The sequence below is a fragment of the Luteimonas sp. A482 genome (assembly GCF_054072655.1).
This window is the reverse complement of record NZ_JBSVRO010000001.1, coordinates 1,521,652-1,538,973: the sequence shown is the minus strand read 5'-3', so window position 1 is coordinate 1,538,973 and position 17,322 is coordinate 1,521,652. Positions and strand designations below refer to the sequence as shown.

At 68.4% G+C, this 17,322-nt stretch carries 13 protein-coding genes; 3 read left to right on the top strand and 10 right to left on the bottom strand.

Annotation, left to right across the window (positions count from 1 at the left end; translation table 11 throughout):
- Positions 1-23: 23 nt before the first annotated feature.
- Positions 24-656 (bottom strand): hypothetical protein, encoded by a 633-nt coding sequence (locus ACW5DW_RS06795; RefSeq protein ID WP_457018001.1) that lies wholly within the window; start codon positions 654-656, stop codon positions 24-26.
- On the opposite strand from ACW5DW_RS06795, the gene ACW5DW_RS06790 reads away from it, so the two are divergent.
- Positions 655-2,328 carry a long-chain fatty acid--CoA ligase gene (locus tag ACW5DW_RS06790; protein WP_457018000.1) on the top strand — a complete coding sequence of 558 codons (1,674 nt, stop codon included), beginning with the start codon at positions 655-657 and terminating at the stop codon, positions 2,326-2,328. The genes ACW5DW_RS06795 and ACW5DW_RS06790 overlap by 2 nt on opposite strands.
- Before the next feature lie 132 nt (positions 2,329-2,460).
- Here the strand turns inward: ACW5DW_RS06790 and ACW5DW_RS06785 are convergent, their stop codons facing one another.
- The 4 genes from ACW5DW_RS06785 to ACW5DW_RS06770 form a co-directional block, all read right to left on the bottom strand.
- Positions 2,461-3,564, bottom strand: a complete 1,104-nt coding sequence (locus ACW5DW_RS06785) for an HD domain-containing phosphohydrolase (protein WP_457017999.1) — start codon at positions 3,562-3,564, stop codon at positions 2,461-2,463.
- 155 nt (positions 3,565-3,719) lie between these two features.
- Positions 3,720-5,243, bottom strand: a complete 1,524-nt coding sequence (gene lysS / locus ACW5DW_RS06780) for a lysine--tRNA ligase (RefSeq protein WP_457017998.1) — start codon at positions 5,241-5,243, stop codon at positions 3,720-3,722.
- 164 nt (positions 5,244-5,407) lie between these two features.
- Positions 5,408-6,536 (bottom strand): peptide chain release factor 2 gene (gene prfB / locus ACW5DW_RS06775; RefSeq protein ID WP_457017997.1). Its coding sequence is split into 2 segments (ribosomal slippage): positions 5,408-6,460 and positions 6,462-6,536, totalling 1,128 coding nucleotides; the frame shifts between segments, so codons are not numbered across the junction.
- 126 nt (positions 6,537-6,662) lie between these two features.
- Positions 6,663-7,538 (bottom strand): LytTR family DNA-binding domain-containing protein, encoded by an 876-nt coding sequence (locus ACW5DW_RS06770; protein ID WP_457017996.1) that lies wholly within the window; start codon positions 7,536-7,538, stop codon positions 6,663-6,665.
- Positions 7,539-7,683: 145 nt separating this feature from the next.
- Here ACW5DW_RS06770 and ACW5DW_RS06765 point away from each other — a divergent pair, with 145 nt between their 5' ends.
- On the top strand, positions 7,684-8,910 hold the full coding sequence (locus ACW5DW_RS06765; RefSeq protein WP_457017995.1) for an acyltransferase family protein: 1,227 nt from the start codon (positions 7,684-7,686) through the stop codon (positions 8,908-8,910).
- Positions 8,911-9,146: 236 nt separating this feature from the next.
- The gene (locus ACW5DW_RS06760) at positions 9,147-9,608 is read left to right on the top strand and encodes a hypothetical protein (protein ID WP_457017994.1); all 462 of its coding nucleotides are present in this window, start codon (positions 9,147-9,149) and stop codon (positions 9,606-9,608) included.
- A gap of 70 nt (positions 9,609-9,678) precedes the next feature.
- Here ACW5DW_RS06760 and recJ read toward each other — a convergent pair whose 3' ends face one another.
- From recJ to carA, 5 genes are read right to left on the bottom strand one after another with little or no spacing between them, the layout of a single operon-like run.
- Positions 9,679-11,397: a single-stranded-DNA-specific exonuclease RecJ gene (gene recJ, locus ACW5DW_RS06755; protein ID WP_457017993.1), complete on the bottom strand. Its 1,719-nt coding sequence runs from the start codon at positions 11,395-11,397 to the stop codon at positions 9,679-9,681.
- Positions 11,397-12,329: a phosphoglycerate mutase gene (locus tag ACW5DW_RS06750; protein WP_457017992.1), complete on the bottom strand. Its 933-nt coding sequence runs from the start codon at positions 12,327-12,329 to the stop codon at positions 11,397-11,399. The genes recJ and ACW5DW_RS06750 overlap by 1 nt, the downstream gene beginning before the upstream one ends.
- A 5-nt stretch (positions 12,330-12,334) precedes the next feature.
- Complete coding sequence (gene greA / locus ACW5DW_RS06745; protein WP_457017991.1) at positions 12,335-12,811, bottom strand: transcription elongation factor GreA; 477 nt, start codon at positions 12,809-12,811, stop codon at positions 12,335-12,337.
- 13 nt (positions 12,812-12,824) lie between these two features.
- Positions 12,825-16,076 (bottom strand): carbamoyl-phosphate synthase large subunit, encoded by a 3,252-nt coding sequence (carB, locus tag ACW5DW_RS06740; RefSeq protein ID WP_457017990.1) that lies wholly within the window; start codon positions 16,074-16,076, stop codon positions 12,825-12,827.
- Positions 16,076-17,212, bottom strand: a complete 1,137-nt coding sequence (carA, locus tag ACW5DW_RS06735) for a glutamine-hydrolyzing carbamoyl-phosphate synthase small subunit (protein ID WP_457017989.1) — start codon at positions 17,210-17,212, stop codon at positions 16,076-16,078. Before carA ends, carB begins: the two co-directional genes overlap by 1 nt.
- Positions 17,213-17,322: the final 110 nt, after the last annotated feature.

The following is a 17,322-nucleotide window of genomic DNA, read 5'->3' as shown; positions in this document are numbered from 1 at the left end:
CGAGGGCGTTCGGACGCGGCCAACTACATCACCGGCGTCCAGCGCGCGCTGGCGAGCTTCCATTCGCCATCTTCCATCCGCCAACCGGATTCGACGTCGTAGATCCGCGCGCTGTCCGGCAGCGCACGGCCGCTGCCGCCGCGCAGGATCGCCTTGCAGCGGACCGTGGCATGAGCGGCCGCCATCTCGACTTCCATCGGGCCGACGGTGACGCCGAGATCGCGGTGGCGCAGCACATAACCCATGGCCAGCCTGCGCGCGCCGTCGCGATCGAGACCATCGTTGCCGATGAAGTCGGCAGCCAGATGCTGTTGCATTGCAGCAGGATCGCGCGCTTCGATGGCAGCGGACAATGCGTCCACGCTTCCGCGCAGCGCCGCTTCCGGATCGCTGCGGCTACACGATACGGATAGCGCGAGCATCAGCGCGATCCACATCGACGTGCACATCGTCCGTGCGGCGCGGCGCGAGCGCGGCCCACAACGATGGGGTTCAAGGATGTTTTCCATGCGCGCCACTGTACGACCATCGGCGTCTGTGCAGCGCTTGCGTCCGTCGCCGCGGCGCCTTGCCAGCCCCTGGACCCTATGCTCCAATCCATACTCAACGGTATCGCCCAGAATGCCGGCCAGAACGTCCCGTGGAGGGGAACACATGACGATCGAACGCCCGTGGCTTGCACAGTATCCAGCCGGCGTGCCCGCTGAAATCGACGTCGACGAGTTCCAGTCGATTCCCGCGGTGCTGGAACAGTCGATCCGCCAGTTCGGCGGCCGCCCGGCGTTCACCAACATGGGCAAGGCGCTGACCTACGCCCAGATCGATGAACTCAGCCGCCAGTTCGCGGGCTACCTGCTGGGCGAACTGAAGCTCAAGAAGGGCGATCGCGTCGCGATCATGATGCCCAACTGCCTGCAGTACCCGATCGCGACTTTCGGCGTGCTGCGCGCCGGCCTGACCGTGGTCAACGTCAACCCGATGTACACCCCGCGCGAACTCAAGCACCAGCTGGTGGATTCGGGCGCGACCGTGGTCCTTGTGCTCGACAATTTTGCCAAGACCGTGCAGGAGGTGCTGCCGCACACCGAGGTGCAGCAGGTCATCACCACCGGCCTGGGCGACCTGCTCGGCTTCCCGAAGGGCCCCATCGTCAACTTCGTGCTGCGCAACGTGAAGAAGATGGTGCCGGACTTCGACATTCCGCAGGCGGTGCGCTTCCGCGATGTGCTCAAGCTCGGCAGCCAGCACGAGCTGCCCGCGATCACCATTACCCACGACGACATCGCCTTCCTGCAGTACACCGGCGGCACCACCGGCGTGGCCAAGGGCGCGATGCTCACGCACCGCAACCTCGTGGCCAACATGCAGCAGGCCTCGGCCTGGATCGGTACCAACGTCAAGCTCGGCGAGGAAGTCATCGTCACCGCGCTGCCGCTGTACCACATCTTCGCGCTCACGGCGAACGGCCTGGTGTTCATGAAGTACGGCGCCAGGAACATCCTGATCACCAATCCGCGCGACATGCCGGGCTTCGTCAAGGAGCTCAAGGGCGAGAAGTTCACCGCCATCACCGGCGTCAACACGCTGTTCAACGGCCTGCTCAATACGCCCGGCTTCGACCAGATCGATTTCTCCTCGCTGCACCTCACCCTGGGTGGTGGCATGGCCGTGCAGCGCTCGGTGGCCGAGCGCTGGAAGAAGGCCACCGGCGTGACCCTGATCGAGGCCTACGGCCTGACCGAGACCTCGCCCGCCGCCTGCATCAACCCGATGAACCTGGCCGAGTACAACGGCGCGATCGGCCTGCCGGTGCCGTCCACTGACTGCTGCCTCAAGGACGAGGACGGCAACATGCTGGCGGTCGGCGAGGTGGGCGAGCTGTGCGTTCGCGGCCCGCAGGTGATGAAGGGCTACTGGAACCGCCCCGAGGACACCGCCGCCGCGATCGATGCCGACGGCTGGCTGCACACCGGCGACATGGCGAGGATGGACGAACAGGGCTTCTTCTACATCGTCGACCGCAAGAAGGACATGATCCTGGTCTCGGGCTTCAACGTGTACCCCAACGAGATCGAGGACGTGATCGCGATGATGCCGGGCGTGCTCGAGGTCGCCGCGGTAGGCGTGCCCGACGAGAGGTCGGGCGAGGCGGTCAAGGTGGTGATCGTGAAAAAGGATCCGTCACTGACCGCCGACCAGATCAAGGCGCACGCCCGCGAGAACCTCACCGGCTACAAGCAGCCCCGCTTCGTCGAGTTCCGCACCGAGTTGCCCAAGACCAACGTCGGCAAGATCCTGCGCCGCGCCCTGCGCGACGACCCCAGCTGACCCGATCGACGGCGCCCAAGGGCAGAACCTGCCCTTGGGCGGCAGATTCTGCCGGGCTGCTACCCGGGATGGTCTTGCAAGCCCGTCTGCGCGTATGCGCCGGGCCGCGCCTTCAGGCGCGGGCGGCCAGCGTCAGGGCGCGGCGGGAGGCGCGCCCTGCGTATCGGGGGCGGGCGCCGTGACGACGAAGCGCCGGCAGATTTCCTCGAGCCGGTCGCGATTCTTGAGCAGCGCCGACACGCAGGCCGGGTCGAACAGCCTGCCCGACTGCTCGCCGATGTACTGCAGCGCCTCGTCGTTGCTCCAGGCACGCTTGTACGGCCGCTTGGAGATCAGCGCGTCGAACACGTCGGCCACGGCCACGATGCGCGCCTCGAGCGGGATCCCGTCGCCGGCCAGGCCATCGGGATAGCCACTGCCGTCGAAGCGCTCCTGGTGGCGCAGCGCAATGATGGCGCTGAGCTGGATGAAGCGGTTCTGGCTGCCCGACAGCAGGTCGTGGCCGATGCGCGGATGCTCGCGCATCAGCGCAGCCTCCGCCTCGTCCAGCGGACCGGGCTTGAGCAGCACCGAGTCGGGGATGGCGATCTTGCCGATGTCGTGCAGCGGCGCGGCCAGCTCGATCATCCGCACCTCTTCCTCGAACAGCCCGAGCTGCTCGGCGATCATGCCGGCCACCGCCGCCAGCCGCGCCAGGTTGGCACTCGACCCGGCGTCCCGGTACTCGATCGCGCGCGCAAGCCTGTTCAAGGTCTCGCGCTCGCGCTCCTCGACCTCGTGCATGCTCGACAGCAGCCGCTGCTCGAGCGACAGCGCACGCTGCTTGACCGACTCGGACTGCTGGCGCAACTGCAGCAGGTTGCGGCATCGCGCGCGCAGCTCGCGCGGACGCACCGGCTTGACCAGGAAGTCGATGACGCCGGCATCCAGCGCCGCCTGCCGGATCGGCTCGTCGCCGACCACGGTCACCAGCACGATCGGCACGTCGCGGTGCAGCAGCGGCTTGCGGAACCGACGCGCGAACTCCAGGCCGTCGATCACCGGCATGCGGTAGTCGAGCAGCAGCAGGTCCGGGCGGTTCTCCTCGCACCAGCGCAGCGCCGCCTGCGGGTCGCCGAAGTCGAGCACCTCGAGTTCCGGACTGATGTCCTCGAGGATGTGCCGCAACATGGTGCGGGCGGAGGTCTGGTCATCGACGATGACGATGTTCATGGGGACGTCTGGCTCCGTGCGCATGCGCTCGCGCCCTGCTGGACCGGACCGATGCCCGATGGATGGATTGATAGCAAGTCCCGTGCCCACGCCGGATCCTTCCGTGTCTCTGATCAGCATCGAGTATGGACGCAAATGCCCCGCCCCGCAGGCCGCTCGCAGCCCCTCGACACGGTGGCCTACCCGCCCGCTTCCGGCCGCATATACGGAAACAGCAGCACGTCGCGGATCGAGGCCGAGTCGGTGAGAAGCATCACCAGCCGGTCGATGCCCACGCCCAGGCCACCGGTGGGCGGCAGGCCCACCTCCAGCGCGCGGATGTAGTCGGCGTCGTAGTGCATCGCCTCATCGTCGCCGCCGGCCTTGGCCTCGACCTGGGCGCGGAAGCGCGCGGCCTGGTCCTCCGGATCGTTCAGCTCCGAGAAACCGTTGGCGATCTCCTTGCCGCCGATGAACAGCTCGAAGCGGTCGGTGATGCCCGGTTCGGCGTCGGATTCGCGCGCCAGCGGCGAGACCTCGACCGGGTAGTGGGTGATGAAGGTGGGCTGGACCAATCCGTCCTCTACCGTCTTCTCGAAGATTTCCAGCAGCAGCTTGCCCCAGCCGTAGCCGGGCTTGACCGGGACCTTCAGCGCCGCGCAGTGGCGCGCCAGCGCCTCGCGGTCGCGGCAGTCGGCGACGCTGATGTGGGGGTTGAGCTCGCGCACGGCCTCTTCCAGCTTCCAGCGCCGGAACGGGGCGCCGAGGTCGATGGTGTTGCCTTCCCACTGCATGGATGTGGTGCCGAACGTCTCTTGGGCGACGTCGCGGATCAGCCCTTCGGTGAGGTCCATGACCTCCTCGTAGGCGACGTAGGCCTCGTAGAGTTCAAGCATGGTGAACTCGGGGTTGTGACGAGTGCTGACGCCCTCGTTGCGGAAGTTGCGGTTGATCTCGTACACGCGCTCGAAGCCGCCGACCACCAGGCGCTTGAGGTAGAGCTCTGGCGCCACGCGCAGGTACAGCTCCAGGTCCAGCGCGTTGTGGTGGGTCACGAACGGACGCGCCGTCGCGCCGCCGGCGATGTAATGCATCATCGGCGTCTCGACCTCGAGGAAGCGGCGCGCGTCCAGCCAGCGCCGGATCGCCGCGATGATCCGCGAGCGCTTGACGAAAACCTCGCGCGCCTCGGGCGTCACCACCAGGTCGACATAGCGCTGGCGGTAGCGCTGCTCGACATCGGTCAGGCCGTGCCACTTGTCCGGCAGCGGCCGCAGCGACTTGGTCAGCAGGCGCAGCGTATCGGCCTTGACCGACAGTTCGCCGGTTTTCGTGCGCATCAGCGCGCCTTCGACGGCGACGATGTCGCCCACGTCCCAGGTCTTGAACGCGTCGTAGCGCTCACCCAGCGTGCCGGACTGCAGGAACAGCTGGATGCGGCCGCTGTCGTCCTGGATCTGCGCGAACGCGGCCTTGCCCATGACGCGCTTGGCGAGCATGCGCCCGGCCAGCGCGACGCGACGGCCGGTCGCCTCGAGCGCTTCGCCGGTCCACCGCTCCGCGTCGGCGTATTCGTGCTGGAGGTCCTGCGCGTAGTCGTGGCGGCGGAAGTCGTTCGGAAACGCGACGCCCTGCCCGCGCAGCGTCGCCAGTTTCGCGCGGCGCTCGGCGATCAGGACGTTCTCGTCGGCGGGCTGCTGCGTGTCTGGCTTCTGGTCGGTCACTTGTCTTGCCTCGGGTAAAAGAGCTTCTATTGCCGCGAATTGACGCGGATCACGCGAATCGGTACCGAGGTGCGGATCCAGTGGTCGGCCTCGGCACTGCTGGACGCGCACTCGGGCGTTCCTCGATCCTCATCCGCGTTCATCCGCGTAATCCGTGGCCACACTCACATTGCATCCGTACGCTTCGACCCAACCTCGAGCCCGGACTTGAGGCTGGCCTCGATGAACTCGTCGAGGTCGCCGTCCAGCACGTTCTGCGTGTCGGAGCGCTCGATGCCGGTGCGCAGGTCCTTGATCCGGCTCTGGTCCAGAACGTAGTTGCGGATCTGGCTGCCCCAGCCGATGTCGGACTTGGTGGCCTCCACCGCGTCGCGCTCGACGTTGCGCTTCTGGACCTCGAACTCGTAGAGCTTGGCCGCGAGCATCTTCATCGCATTGTCGCGGTTCTGGTGCTGGCTGCGCCCGGTCTGGCAGGCGACCACGATCCCGGTGGGGATGTGGGTGATGCGCACCGCCGATTCGGTCTTGTTGACGTGCTGTCCGCCTGCGCCGGACGAGCGGTAGACGTCGGTCCTGAGGTCGGCCGGATTGATCTGGATGTCGATGTTGTCGTCGACTTCGGGCGAAACGAACACCGAGGTGAAGCTGGTATGGCGCCGGTTGTCCGAGTCGAACGGCGACTTGCGCACCAGCCGGTGCACGCCGGTTTCGGTCTTCAGCCAGCCATAGGCGAAATCGCCCTCCACCCGCAGCGTGGCCGACTTGATCCCCGCCACGTCGCCGCCGCTGGCCTCCATCAGTTCGGTCTTCCAGCCGCGCGACTCGCACCAGCGCAGGTACATGCGCAGCAGCATCTCGGCCCAGTCCTGGGCCTCGGTGCCGCCCGCGCCCGCCTGGATGTCGACGAAGGCGTTGGTGTTGTCCATCTTGCCGGAGAACATGCGCTGGAATTCCAGCTGCTCCACGCCCCTCTGGAAGCCGTCAACGTCGGCAACCACGGCCAGCGCGGTGTCCTCGTCGTCCTCCATCTCGGCCAGTTCCAGCAGCTCGCCCGCGCCGACGAGGCCTTCGGTCAGGTTGCGGATGCCGTTGACGGTCTTGTCGAGCATGGAACGTTCCCTGCCCAGCGCCTGGGCGCGTGCTGGATCGTTCCAGATATCGGGATTCTCGAGCTCGCGCTCTACTTCTTCGAGCCGCTCGCGTCGGACATCGTAGTCAAAGAAACCCCCTCAGCGCATGCAGCCGACCGGTCAGGTCGGCGATGCGCTGGCGCACGGGATTGAGTTCGATCATGGGGGATACCGCAGGCTGGACAGCCCGCGATTCTAGCAATCCACCCGCCGCGGTGCAGTCCCGGGCCGACGGTGCGGTCGCACGGGCCGGCTGCGACCGCATCGTGGCGGTCGCGACCCGCCTGGCTCAGGCGTCGGCGAAGCGCCCGCGCAGTTCACCGCGATGGCTGCGGCTGGCCGGCAGCGTGCGGCCGTCCCGCAGGTGCACGCGCGCGTCGCCGGTGTCCAGCGGCTCGATCGAACTCACATGGTCGAGGTTGACGATGTAGCTGCGGTGGATGCGGACGAAACGTTCCGGATCGAGCCTCGCGCCGATTCCGCCGATCGTGCTGCGCAGCGGGTAGTCGTGCCCGCGCACGCGCAGGTTGACGTAGTTGCCCGACGCCTGCAGCCACTCGATGTCGATGGCCGCGACCAGGAAGTCGCGCCCCAGCTTGCGCACCAGGAATCGCTCCGGGCGGTCCACCGAGCCCACCGGAGGGCCTTCGTCGGGCGGACCAAGCATGCTGGCTTCGCCCTGCATGCGGCGCAGCAGTAACGCATAGCACTCCACCAGGAACACGATGCCCACGTAGTCGCGCACGTCCTTGAGGTATTCGTACAGCAGCTCGCGCGGCCACGGACCGAAATCATAGGCGGCTCCCTGCCACCGGTAGGCGAGGATCCGCAGGCCGACCATCCCCAGCACGTGCACCAGAGACACCACCACGCTTGCCGCCAGGTGCACCGGCAGGCGCCGCGGCAAGTTCCGCCAGTGGGTCGGGTAGCGGCCGGCCACGTGCGCAATCAGTGGGATCAGCAGACACCACATCAGCGCGCTGCTGGCCTCCCACACCGCCGGCTCCCAGCGATGGAACGGGTTGTCCGCATCGCGATCCAGCTCCATCCACGTGGTGACGCTGTTGCCGACGGCGTTGGACACCAGGATCGCGGCCACGAAGCCGACCTCCACCCAGCGTCGCCATGGCGCGTAGCGTTCGTAGGCGGTCGGCGACGTCGTCATGCCCGGATTCTACGTGTCCCGGCGCGCCGACCCGCACCACCAGGGACGCGATTCGTCCCTGCAGCGCGTCCATCGGTCACTTCACCCTTGCCGCGTAGCGCGCCCGGGTCGAGGCTCGGATCCGACTTTCACTCCGGGCCATGCCATGACACGCCGCCACGACCTTGACTGGGTCCGCGTCTTTGCCTTCGCCCTGCTGGTGCTCTACCACGTGGGCATGTACTACGTGAGCTGGGAATGGCACGTGGACAGCCCGCACGCGGGTCCGGCGCTCGAGCCTTTCATGATGATGAGTTCGCCGTGGCGGCTGTCCCTGCTGTTTCTGGTCTCCGGCGCCGCCACCGCCTTCCTGCTGGGCAAGGTGCAACGCGAGGCGGCAGCATCCGGCACCCCGCCGCGCTTCCTCGGCCCGCGTTCCTGGCGGCTGCTGCTGCCGCTGGCATTCGGCATGCTGGTGATCGTGCCGCCGCAGTCGTACTACGAGGTGGTCGAGAAGCTGCCCGGCGGCTATCACGATGGCTATCTCGCGTTCTGGGCACGCTACCTCGCCGCAGACGACAGCTTCTGCCGCGGCGACGATTGCCTGGACCTGCCGACCTGGAATCATCTGTGGTTCGTGGCCTACCTGTGGGTGTACACGGTGGTCGCCGCGCTGCTGGCGCGCTTCGCGCCGCGGGTGCTCGATTGCATTGCGACACGCCTCGGCGCACTGCTCGCGTCCGGGCCCGCCCTGTTGCTGTGGCCGGCGCTGTTCCTGGCCCTGGTCCGCGTGCTGCTGATCGGCCGCTTCGAGTCGACCCATGCGCTGGTGGACGACTGGTACAACCATGCGCAGTACTTCGGCGTGTTCCTGCTCGGCTTCCTGGTCGCGCGCGACGACCGGGTGTGGGCCGCCTTCGTGCTGATGCGCTGGCCGGCGCTCGCGCTCTGGCTGGGTAGTTGGCTGGCGATCGCGGCGTACTTCGAACTGTTCCGCGACCTGCAGCCATCCGACGCGCTGCGACTGTCGATGCGCATGGTCTGGGGACTGAACCAGTGGGTCGCGATCGTGGCAATCCTGGGCTTCGCGGGCCGGCTCGCGCCCGGCGACAGCCCGACGCTGCGCTACCTCTCGCAGGCGATCTTCCCGGTCTACATCCTGCACCAGACGATCATCGTGACGCTGGCGCACAACGCCAAGCCGCTGGCAATGGCGCCGCTGGTCGAAGGGCCGCTGCTGGCCGTGCTGACGTTCGCGCTGAGTTTCGCGGGCTATGAGTTCATCCGGCGGATCCCGCCGCTGCGGCCGCTGTTCGGCCTGAAGCACCGGCCGCCGCCGCGCCCGACACTGCCGGCTGCGCCACTGGTCCATGGCGCGAGGCAGGACCTCTGAATCCCCAGACCGCGCGTCGAACGGCGCGGGAATGCCCGGGCACGCGGAAGGCTGGGCCCATCACCCTCCTACTCGGGCTCCGTTCTTCACATGGCGTTGACGCAGCCGGCGCGACGCTCGAGCCGTTGGGGCGCGAGCAGCTGTCCGACCAACGCGCCCGGCAGCTTGCACGCGGCTGACAACCAGGTGGATGCAGAAGCGTTTCCCGACGTGCACACCACCAAGGAGGAACCAGCATGAAGTCCAGCAAGCTTGTCACCGCATTGGCAGCGGCCCTGATCGCGACGGGCATGTCCGCCTGCGCTACCAGCACTTCGCCCGACACCTTCAACCGCTCCGAGGCGGGCCGCGCGCAGACGGTCGAATGGGGCACCGTGGAGGCCGTGCGCGAGGTGATGATCCAGAGCGATTCGCGCGGAGTCGCCACCGCGACCGGCGCGGTGCTGGGCGGCATCGCCGGCAGCACCCTCGGCGGCGGCAGGCGCGCCAATACCGCAGGCGCCGTGGCCGGCGCGGCCGCGGGTGGGGCGGCCGGCAGCGGCCTGTCGCGCGGTGCGCGCGCCGGCGTCGAGCTGACCGTAGCGCTGGATTCCGGCCGTTCGGTCGCGATCGCCCAGGACGGCAACATCAACGATTTCCGCACCGGTGACCGCGTCCGCGTAGCCAGCGACGGCGTCACCACGCGCGTGACACGCTGACGACGTCGCCTGCGGCGCACGGGCATCCGGCTACCGTCATGAACCAGCCTCCGGACGCCCAGGCGTCCGGTCAGGCCGGCTCGCGGTGCTCGACGATGAGCTGGATCGCCTGGCCGCCGCGGTAGTCGTCGGGCGTGAGGCGATAGGCGAGGCGGTTGCGCGTGGCCGGGGCCTCGCCCGACCAGCCGCCGAAGTGTATCGCGGCCAGGGGCGCGCGCACGCCTTCGGCGCGCAGCCGCAGCTTGAGGTGGCGCTCGCCGACTGTCTTCCAGTCGATCACCTCGAACACGCCATCGAACAGTGGCTCGGCGAAGCCCTGTCCCCACGGCCCGCCGTCGCGGATCGCCTCGGCGTGGAAGCGGTCGAACTCGCCCGGCAGCAGTTCGCCGTCGCTGAACAGCTCGGCCTGCAGCAGGGCCGGATCGAGCATGCCGCGCACGGCGTGATGGAAGGCCTGTTCGAAGGCGGCCAAGGCGTCGCGCCGCAGGCTCATCCCGGCCGCCATGGCATGCCCGCCGAAGCGTTCGACCAAGCCGGGATGCGCGCTGTCGACCGCGGCCAGCACGTCGCGGATATGCAGCCCGGGGATTGAACGCGCCGAGCCGCGCAGTTGTTCGCTGCCCGGCTCGGCCGGCGCGAAGGCGATGACCGGGCGGTGCAGGCGCTCCTTCATCTTCGACGCAACCAGGCCCACCACCCCGGCGTGCCAGTCCGGATCGAACAGGCACAGCGCCACTGGCGCTTCGCCCGCGATCGCCGGCACCCTTGCCAGCGCGGCCTCGGCGTCGTCGACCATGACCTGCTGCACGCCGCGTCGCTCGGCGTTGATCTGGTGCAGCCGCTCGGCCAACTCGCGCGCTTGGCGCGGGTCGTCGCTGAGCAGGCATTCGATGCCCAGCGACATGTCCTCGAGCCGGCCGGCGGCGTTGAGGCGCGGCGCGACCGCGAATCCGATATCCGCGGCCGTCAATGCCTCCGCCCTGCGCCCGGACACCTCGATCAGCGCCTGCAGCCCGGCGCAGCCGCGCCCGGCACGCAGCCGCCGCAGGCCGGCCGCGACCATCGCGCGGTTGCTTGCATCGAGCGGCACCAGGTCGGCCACGGTGCCGACCGCGACCAGGTCGAGCAGCACGGTCAGATCGGGTATGTCACGGCCTGCGAACGCGCCGTCGTCTCGCAGCCGGCCGCGCAGCGCCAGCAGCACATAGAAGATCACGCCCACGCCGGCCAGCGCCTTGCAGGCGAAGGCGTCGCCACGCAGGTTGGGATTGACGATGGCGTCCGCCGCAGGGAGCGCGTCGCCGGGCAGGTGGTGGTCGGTGACCAGCACCTGCCAGCCACGCGCCTTGGCCGCGGCCACGCCCGCATGACAGGCCACGCCGTGGTCGACGGTCACCAGCAGCCCCGGCTGCAGCGCGGCCAGCTCATCGACCAGCGCAACCGACAGGCCATAGCCGTGCAGCATGCGGTTGGGCACGGCGTGGACCACGTCGCGGGCGCCGAGCATGCGCAGGCCGCGCACGCCGACCGCGCAGGCGGTGGCGCCATCGGCATCGAAATCACCGACGACGAGGATGCGCGTGTCGCGCGCGATCGCGTCTGCGAGCAGGCGTACCGCCTCCACCAGCCCACCCAGGCCATCGGGCGGCGGCAGTTGCGCCAGCCGGGGCTGGGCGAGCGCGGGGTCGTGGATTCCGCGCGCGGCATAGATCCGCTGCAGCAGCGGCGGCATGCCTGCGGGCCAGCCGTGGCCGGGCTGGAACTCGCGCCGACGGATTCGCGGTGACATCAAGCCAGCAGGCCCGGGCGCGGGCGGCGCCAGAAACGCCAGCGCTGGGCGCGCTCGAGGGTGAAGGCGGTGCCATCGGCGGTGTCGAGTACCACCGAATCCAGCCGGCCAGCGCGCAACGCCTCCAGCGCAGGCTGCAGCCAGTCGCGTTCGATCCGCGGCAGGTCGCGCATGGCGGTCAGGTCGAACAGGGCATCGCCCTCGCCGGCCTCGAAGCGGGCCGGCAGCGGCGCCGCGACCCCGGCAGCGGCGGCGATGGCGATCGCGACTTCATCGCCGCCGTGGAACCGCGCGTATGCGGACTGGACATGATCGGGCAGCGCGCCGCCGCCCCAGAACCACAGCGAATTCACCGGCCGTTTGCCGGCCGCCATGCGGTGGTCATTCCACGGATGGTTGTGCAGCACGACCTGCGCCTCCGTGAGCAGACTGCGCCAGCGCCGGCCTTCGCTGCCCTGGGCCAGGTGTTCGAACACGTCATCGCCCAGCGCGTCGTCAGGGGCGGTGAACGCGGGAAGCTTCGATGACGCCGGCAGGCGCAGGTACCAGCGCGACGGCGACGGCGCGTCGATCGGCATGCCGGCATCGCCAAACAGCGGTTTGAGCGCCGGCAGCAGCTGCGCGACATCCTCGGCGTCGAGTCCGAGCGTGTCGCCATGATCGAGCAGCCGCGCGCCGTTGATGTCGGGCTGGATGCGGCATGGATCGGCGCGCAGCCACATCGCACCGGCGGCATCGCCGGCGTCGAGCTGGCGGGTGAGCGCGGCCACCGGCCAGTGATCGGGCAGCAGCTGCACATGGCGGCGCAGCTGCGCGCGCCTGCCTTCACCCTGCCCCGCCGCCACGTCCGCGCGTCCCAGCACCGCCGCGATCGCGGCAGACGGCGCATCCAGCCGGCGCGCCGCAGGCAGCAGCAGGGTCGCCTTCGCCACCGGCCTCAACCGCTGTAGCTGACGTCGACGATCTCGTACTCGCGCGAGCCGGCGGGCGCTTCGATGGTGACGCTGTCGCCGGCGTGCTTGCCGATCAGCGCCCGCGCCACCGGCGAGGAAATCGCGATCAGGCCCAGCTTGATGTCGGCTTCCAGGTCACCGACGATCTGGTAGCGCCTCTCCTCGTCCGTCTCGACGTCGGCGATCGTCACCTTCGCGCCGAACACGACCCTGTCGCCGGCATCGAGCCGGGCCACGTCGATGACGTCGGCGTGCGAGAGTTCGCTCTCGAGCTGCTGGATGCGGCCTTCGATGAAGCCCTGCTGCTCGCGCGCGGCGTGGTACTCGGCGTTCTCCTTGAGGTCGCCGTGCGAACGCGCATCCGCGATCGCGGCGATCACTTCCGGGCGCTTGACCGAACGGAGTTGCTCGAGTTCGGCGCGCAACCGCTGCGCGCCTGCCAGGGTCATGGGTGGTCTCATGTGTATTGGCTCCTCAAACGCCGGTGGGCAAGGTTGCGTGCAGTTCCTGCAGCGCCCACACCGGGCCGCTGCCGCGATAGTCCAGGGAATGCAGCAGCGCCTTGGCGCCGGCGACGGTGGTGGAATAGGTCACGCGCTGCTGCAGCGCCTCGCGACGGATCGAGAACGAGTCCGCGATCGCCTGGCGGCCCTCGGTGGTGTTGACGATGTAGGCGATCTCGCCGTTCTTGATCAGGTCGACGATGTGTGGGCGGCCTTCCAGGACCTTGTTGACCTGCTCGCACTGGATGCCGTTCTCGCGCAGCCACTGCGCCGTGCCGCTGGTGGCGACGATCACGTAACCACGTTCGACCAGGTCGCGGGCCACCGGCAGTACGCGCTTCTTGTCGGGGTCGCGCACCGACACGAAGGCCTTGCCGCTCGGGGGCGGCGCCTTGATCCCCGCCGCTTCCTGCGCGCGAGCGAACGCGGCGCCGAAGCTGCGGCCCACGCCCATCACCTCACCGGTCGAACGCATCTCCGGGCCGAGGATCGGGTCGACGCCCTGGAACTTGGCGAACGGGAAGATCGCCTCCTTGACCGAGTAGTAGTCCGGCACGATTTCCCTGGTGGCACCCTGCTCTTCCAGCGTCATGCCGGCCATGCAGCGGGCAGCGATCTTGGCCAGCGGCAGCCCGGTGGCCTTGGACACGAACGGCACCGTGCGCGAGGCGCGCGGATTGACTTCGAGCACGAAGATCCTGTGCTCGCCTTCCTCGTCCAGCTGCACCGCGAACTGGGTGTTCATCAGGCCGACGACGTTCAGCGCCTTGGCCATCGCCACCACCTGTTCGCGCAGCTGCGCCTGCACCCCGGCCGGCAGCGAATACGGCGGCAGCGAACAGGACGAATCGCCCGAGTGCACGCCAGCCTCCTCGATGTGCTCCATCAGCCCGCCGATCAGCACGTTGCCGTCCTTGTCGGCGATCACGTCGATGTCCACTTCCACCGCATTGTCGAGGAAGCGGTCGAGCAACACCGGTGAATCGTTCGAGACCTTGACCGCGTCGCGCATGTAGCGCGCCAGGTCGGAATCGGCATGCACCACTTCCATCGCGCGGCCGCCGAGCACGTAGCTCGGGCGCACCACCAGCGGGTAGCCGATCTCGCGGGCCAGCACCTGCGCCTCTTCGGCGCTGCGCGCGGTGCGGTTGGGCGGCTGCCTGAGGCCGAGCTGGTCGACCAGCTTCTGGAAGCGCTCGCGGTCCTCGGCCAGGTCGATCGAATCGGGCGAGGTGCCGATGATCGGCACGCCGTTGGCCTCCAGCGCGCGCGCCAGCTTGAGCGGGGTCTGGCCGCCGTACTGCACGATCACGCCCTTGGGCTTCTCCAGCTCGACGATCTCCAGCACGTCCTCGAGCGTGAGCGGCTCGAAGTACAGGCGGTCGGAGGTGTCGTAGTCGGTGGACACGGTCTCCGGGTTGCAGTTGACCATGATGGTCTCGTACCCGTCCTCGCGCAGGGCGAGCGCGGCGTGCACGCAGCAGTAGTCGAACTCGATGCCCTGGCCGATGCGGTTGGGGCCGCCGCCGAGCACGATGATCTTCTCGCGATCGGTCGGATTCGCCTCGCACTCGTCCTCGTAGGTCGAATACATATAGGCCGTGGTGGTGGCGAACTCGGCCGCGCAGGAGTCCACGCGCTTGTAGACGGGCCTCACGCCGTGGGCGCGACGCAGCGCGCGCACCGCCGACTCGTCGGTGGCCACCAGCTGCGCCAGGCGCGCATCGGAAAAGCCCATGCGCTTGAGCGCGCGCAGACGGGCACCGTCGAGCGCATCGATGCCCGCGGCCGCCACTTCGTTCTCGGCAAGCACGATGTCCTCGATCTGGTCGAGGAACCACGGATCGACGAAGGAGAGCGCGAACACCTCCTCCACCGACATCCCGGCGCGGAACGCGTCGGCCAGGTGGAACAGCCGCTCCGGCCCTGGCTCCTTGACCTCGCGACGCAGCGTGGCCAGGTCGGCTTCGTCGGTCAGGTCCAGGCCGGTCGGGTCGAAGCCCACCTTGCCGGTTTCGAGGCCGCGCAGCGCCTTCTGCACCGATTCGGAGAAGGTGCGGCCCATCGCCATCACCTCGCCCACCGACTTCATCTGCGTGGTCAGGCGGGAATCGGCCTGCGGGAACTTCTCGAACGCGAAACGCGGGATCTTGGTCACCACGTAGTCGATCGATGGTTCGAACGAAGCCGGGGTCTTGCCGCCGGTGATTTCGTTGCGCAACTCGTCGAGCGTGTAACCGACGGCGAGCTTGGCGGCGACCTTGGCGATCGGGAAGCCGGTGGCCTTGGAGGCGAGCGCCGAGGAGCGCGAGACGCGCGGATTCATCTCGATCACCACCACGCGCCCGGTCTGGGCGTTGATGCCGAACTGCACGTTGGAGCCGCCGGTGTCCACGCCGATCTTGCGCAGCACCGCGATCGAGGCATCGCGCAGGCGCTGGTATTCCTTGTCGGTGAGGGTCTGCGCAGGCGCCACCGTGATCGAGTCGCCGGTGTGCACGCCCATCGGATCGAGGTTCTCGATCGAGCAGACGATGATGCAGTTGTCCGCGGTGTCGCGGACCACTTCCATCTCGAACTCCTTCCAGCCCAGCACCGATTCCTCGACCAGCACCTCGTTGGTGGGCGAGAGCTCGAGCCCACGCTTGACGATGTCCTCGAACTCCTCGCGGTTGTAGGCGATGCCGCCGCCGCTGCCGCCGAGGGTGAAGCTGGGCCGGATGATGGTCGGATAGCCGACGGTCGCCTGGATCTCGACCGCTTCCTCGAAGGTCCTGGCCACCGCGGCCTTCGGGCACTCAAGTCCGATCTCGCCCATCGCCACGCGGAACAGCTCGCGGTCCTCGGCCATCATGATGGCTTCGCGCTTGGCGCCGATCAGCTCGACGCCGTACTTGTCCAGCACACCATGATCGGCCAGGTCCAGCGCGCAGTTGAGCGCGGTCTGGCCGCCCATGGTCGGCAGCAGCGCGTCGGGTTTTTCCTTGGCGATGATCTTCTCGACCGTCTGCCAGTTGATCGGCTCGATGTAGACCGCGTCGGCCATGTCCGGGTCGGTCATGATCGTCGCCGGATTGCTGTTGACCAGCACCACGCGGTAACCCTCCTCGCGCAGCGCCTTGCACGCTTGCGCGCCGGAGTAGTCGAACTCGCAGGCCTGGCCGATGACGATCGGGCCGGCGCCGATGATGAGGATGGTCTTGAGGTCGGTGCGCTTTGGCATCAGTGGTTCTCTGCGTGCTGCTTCGCCATCGACGCGATGAAGCGATCGAACAGCGGGGATACGTCCTGCGGACCGGGACTCGCTTCCGGATGGCCCTGGAACGAGAACGCCGGCGCGTCGGTCAGTTCGATGCCCTGGTTGGTGCCGTCGAACAGCGAGCGGTGGATCACGCGCACGTTCGCCGGAAGGCTCGACTCGTCGACCGCGAAACCGTGGTTCTGCGAGGTGATCATCACCCGGCCGTCGTCGAGCGACTGCACCGGGTGGTTGGCGCCGTGGTGGCCGCTCGGCATCTTCATGGTCTTCGCACCGGCGGCCAGCGCCAGCAGCTGGTGGCCCAGGCAGATGCCGAACACCGGCACCTTGGCCGCGAGCAACTCGCCGATGGCGGCGACCGCGTAGTCGCAGGGCTCCGGATCGCCGGGGCCGTTGGACAGGAACACACCATCGGGCTGCATCGCCAGCACTTCGGCCGCAGGCGTCTGCGCCGGCACCACCGTCAGCTCGCAGCCACGCTCGGCCAGCATGCGCAGGATGTTGCGCTTCACGCCGAAATCGTAGGCCACCACGCGATAGCGCGAGGGCACGCGTGCGACCTCACCGGTGTCCAGATCCAGCGAACCCTCGGTCCAGGCGTACGCGGCGTCCGTGGTGACCACCTTGGCCAGGTCCATGCCCTTGAGGCCGGGGAACTTGCGCGCCGCTTCGAGCGCCTTCTCCACGTCGATCGCGCCGGCCATCAGCGCGCCGTTCTGCGAGCCGCGCTCGCGCAGCAGGCGGGTCAGCTTGCGCGTGTCGATGCCGGCGATGGCGACGATGCCGCGATCGTGCAGCCACTGCGGCAGCGCAACCTGGCTGCGCCAGCTGCTCGGGCGACGCGGCACCTCGCGCACGATCAGGCCGGCGGCCCAGACCGTGCTGGCCTCGTCGTCCTCGTCGGTGCAGCCGGTGTTGCCGATGTGCGGATAGGTCAGCGTCACCAGCTGGCGCGCGTACGAAGGATCGGTGAGCACTTCCTGGTAGCCGGTCATGGCGGTGTTGAACACCACCTCGCCGACGGACAGGCCGTTCGCGCCCACGGAAACGCCCTCGAATACAGTGCCGTCTTCGAGGACGAGGATTGCGGTTTGGGTCACTGGCTTCGCCTACGTGAGGTTGCAGAAAACCGCCGGTGCGGTTCTGGACCGGTCCGGGGGCGTGAGGAATCAGGCGAGCGGGAATGATACCGGGCCGGGTCCGCTCGCGC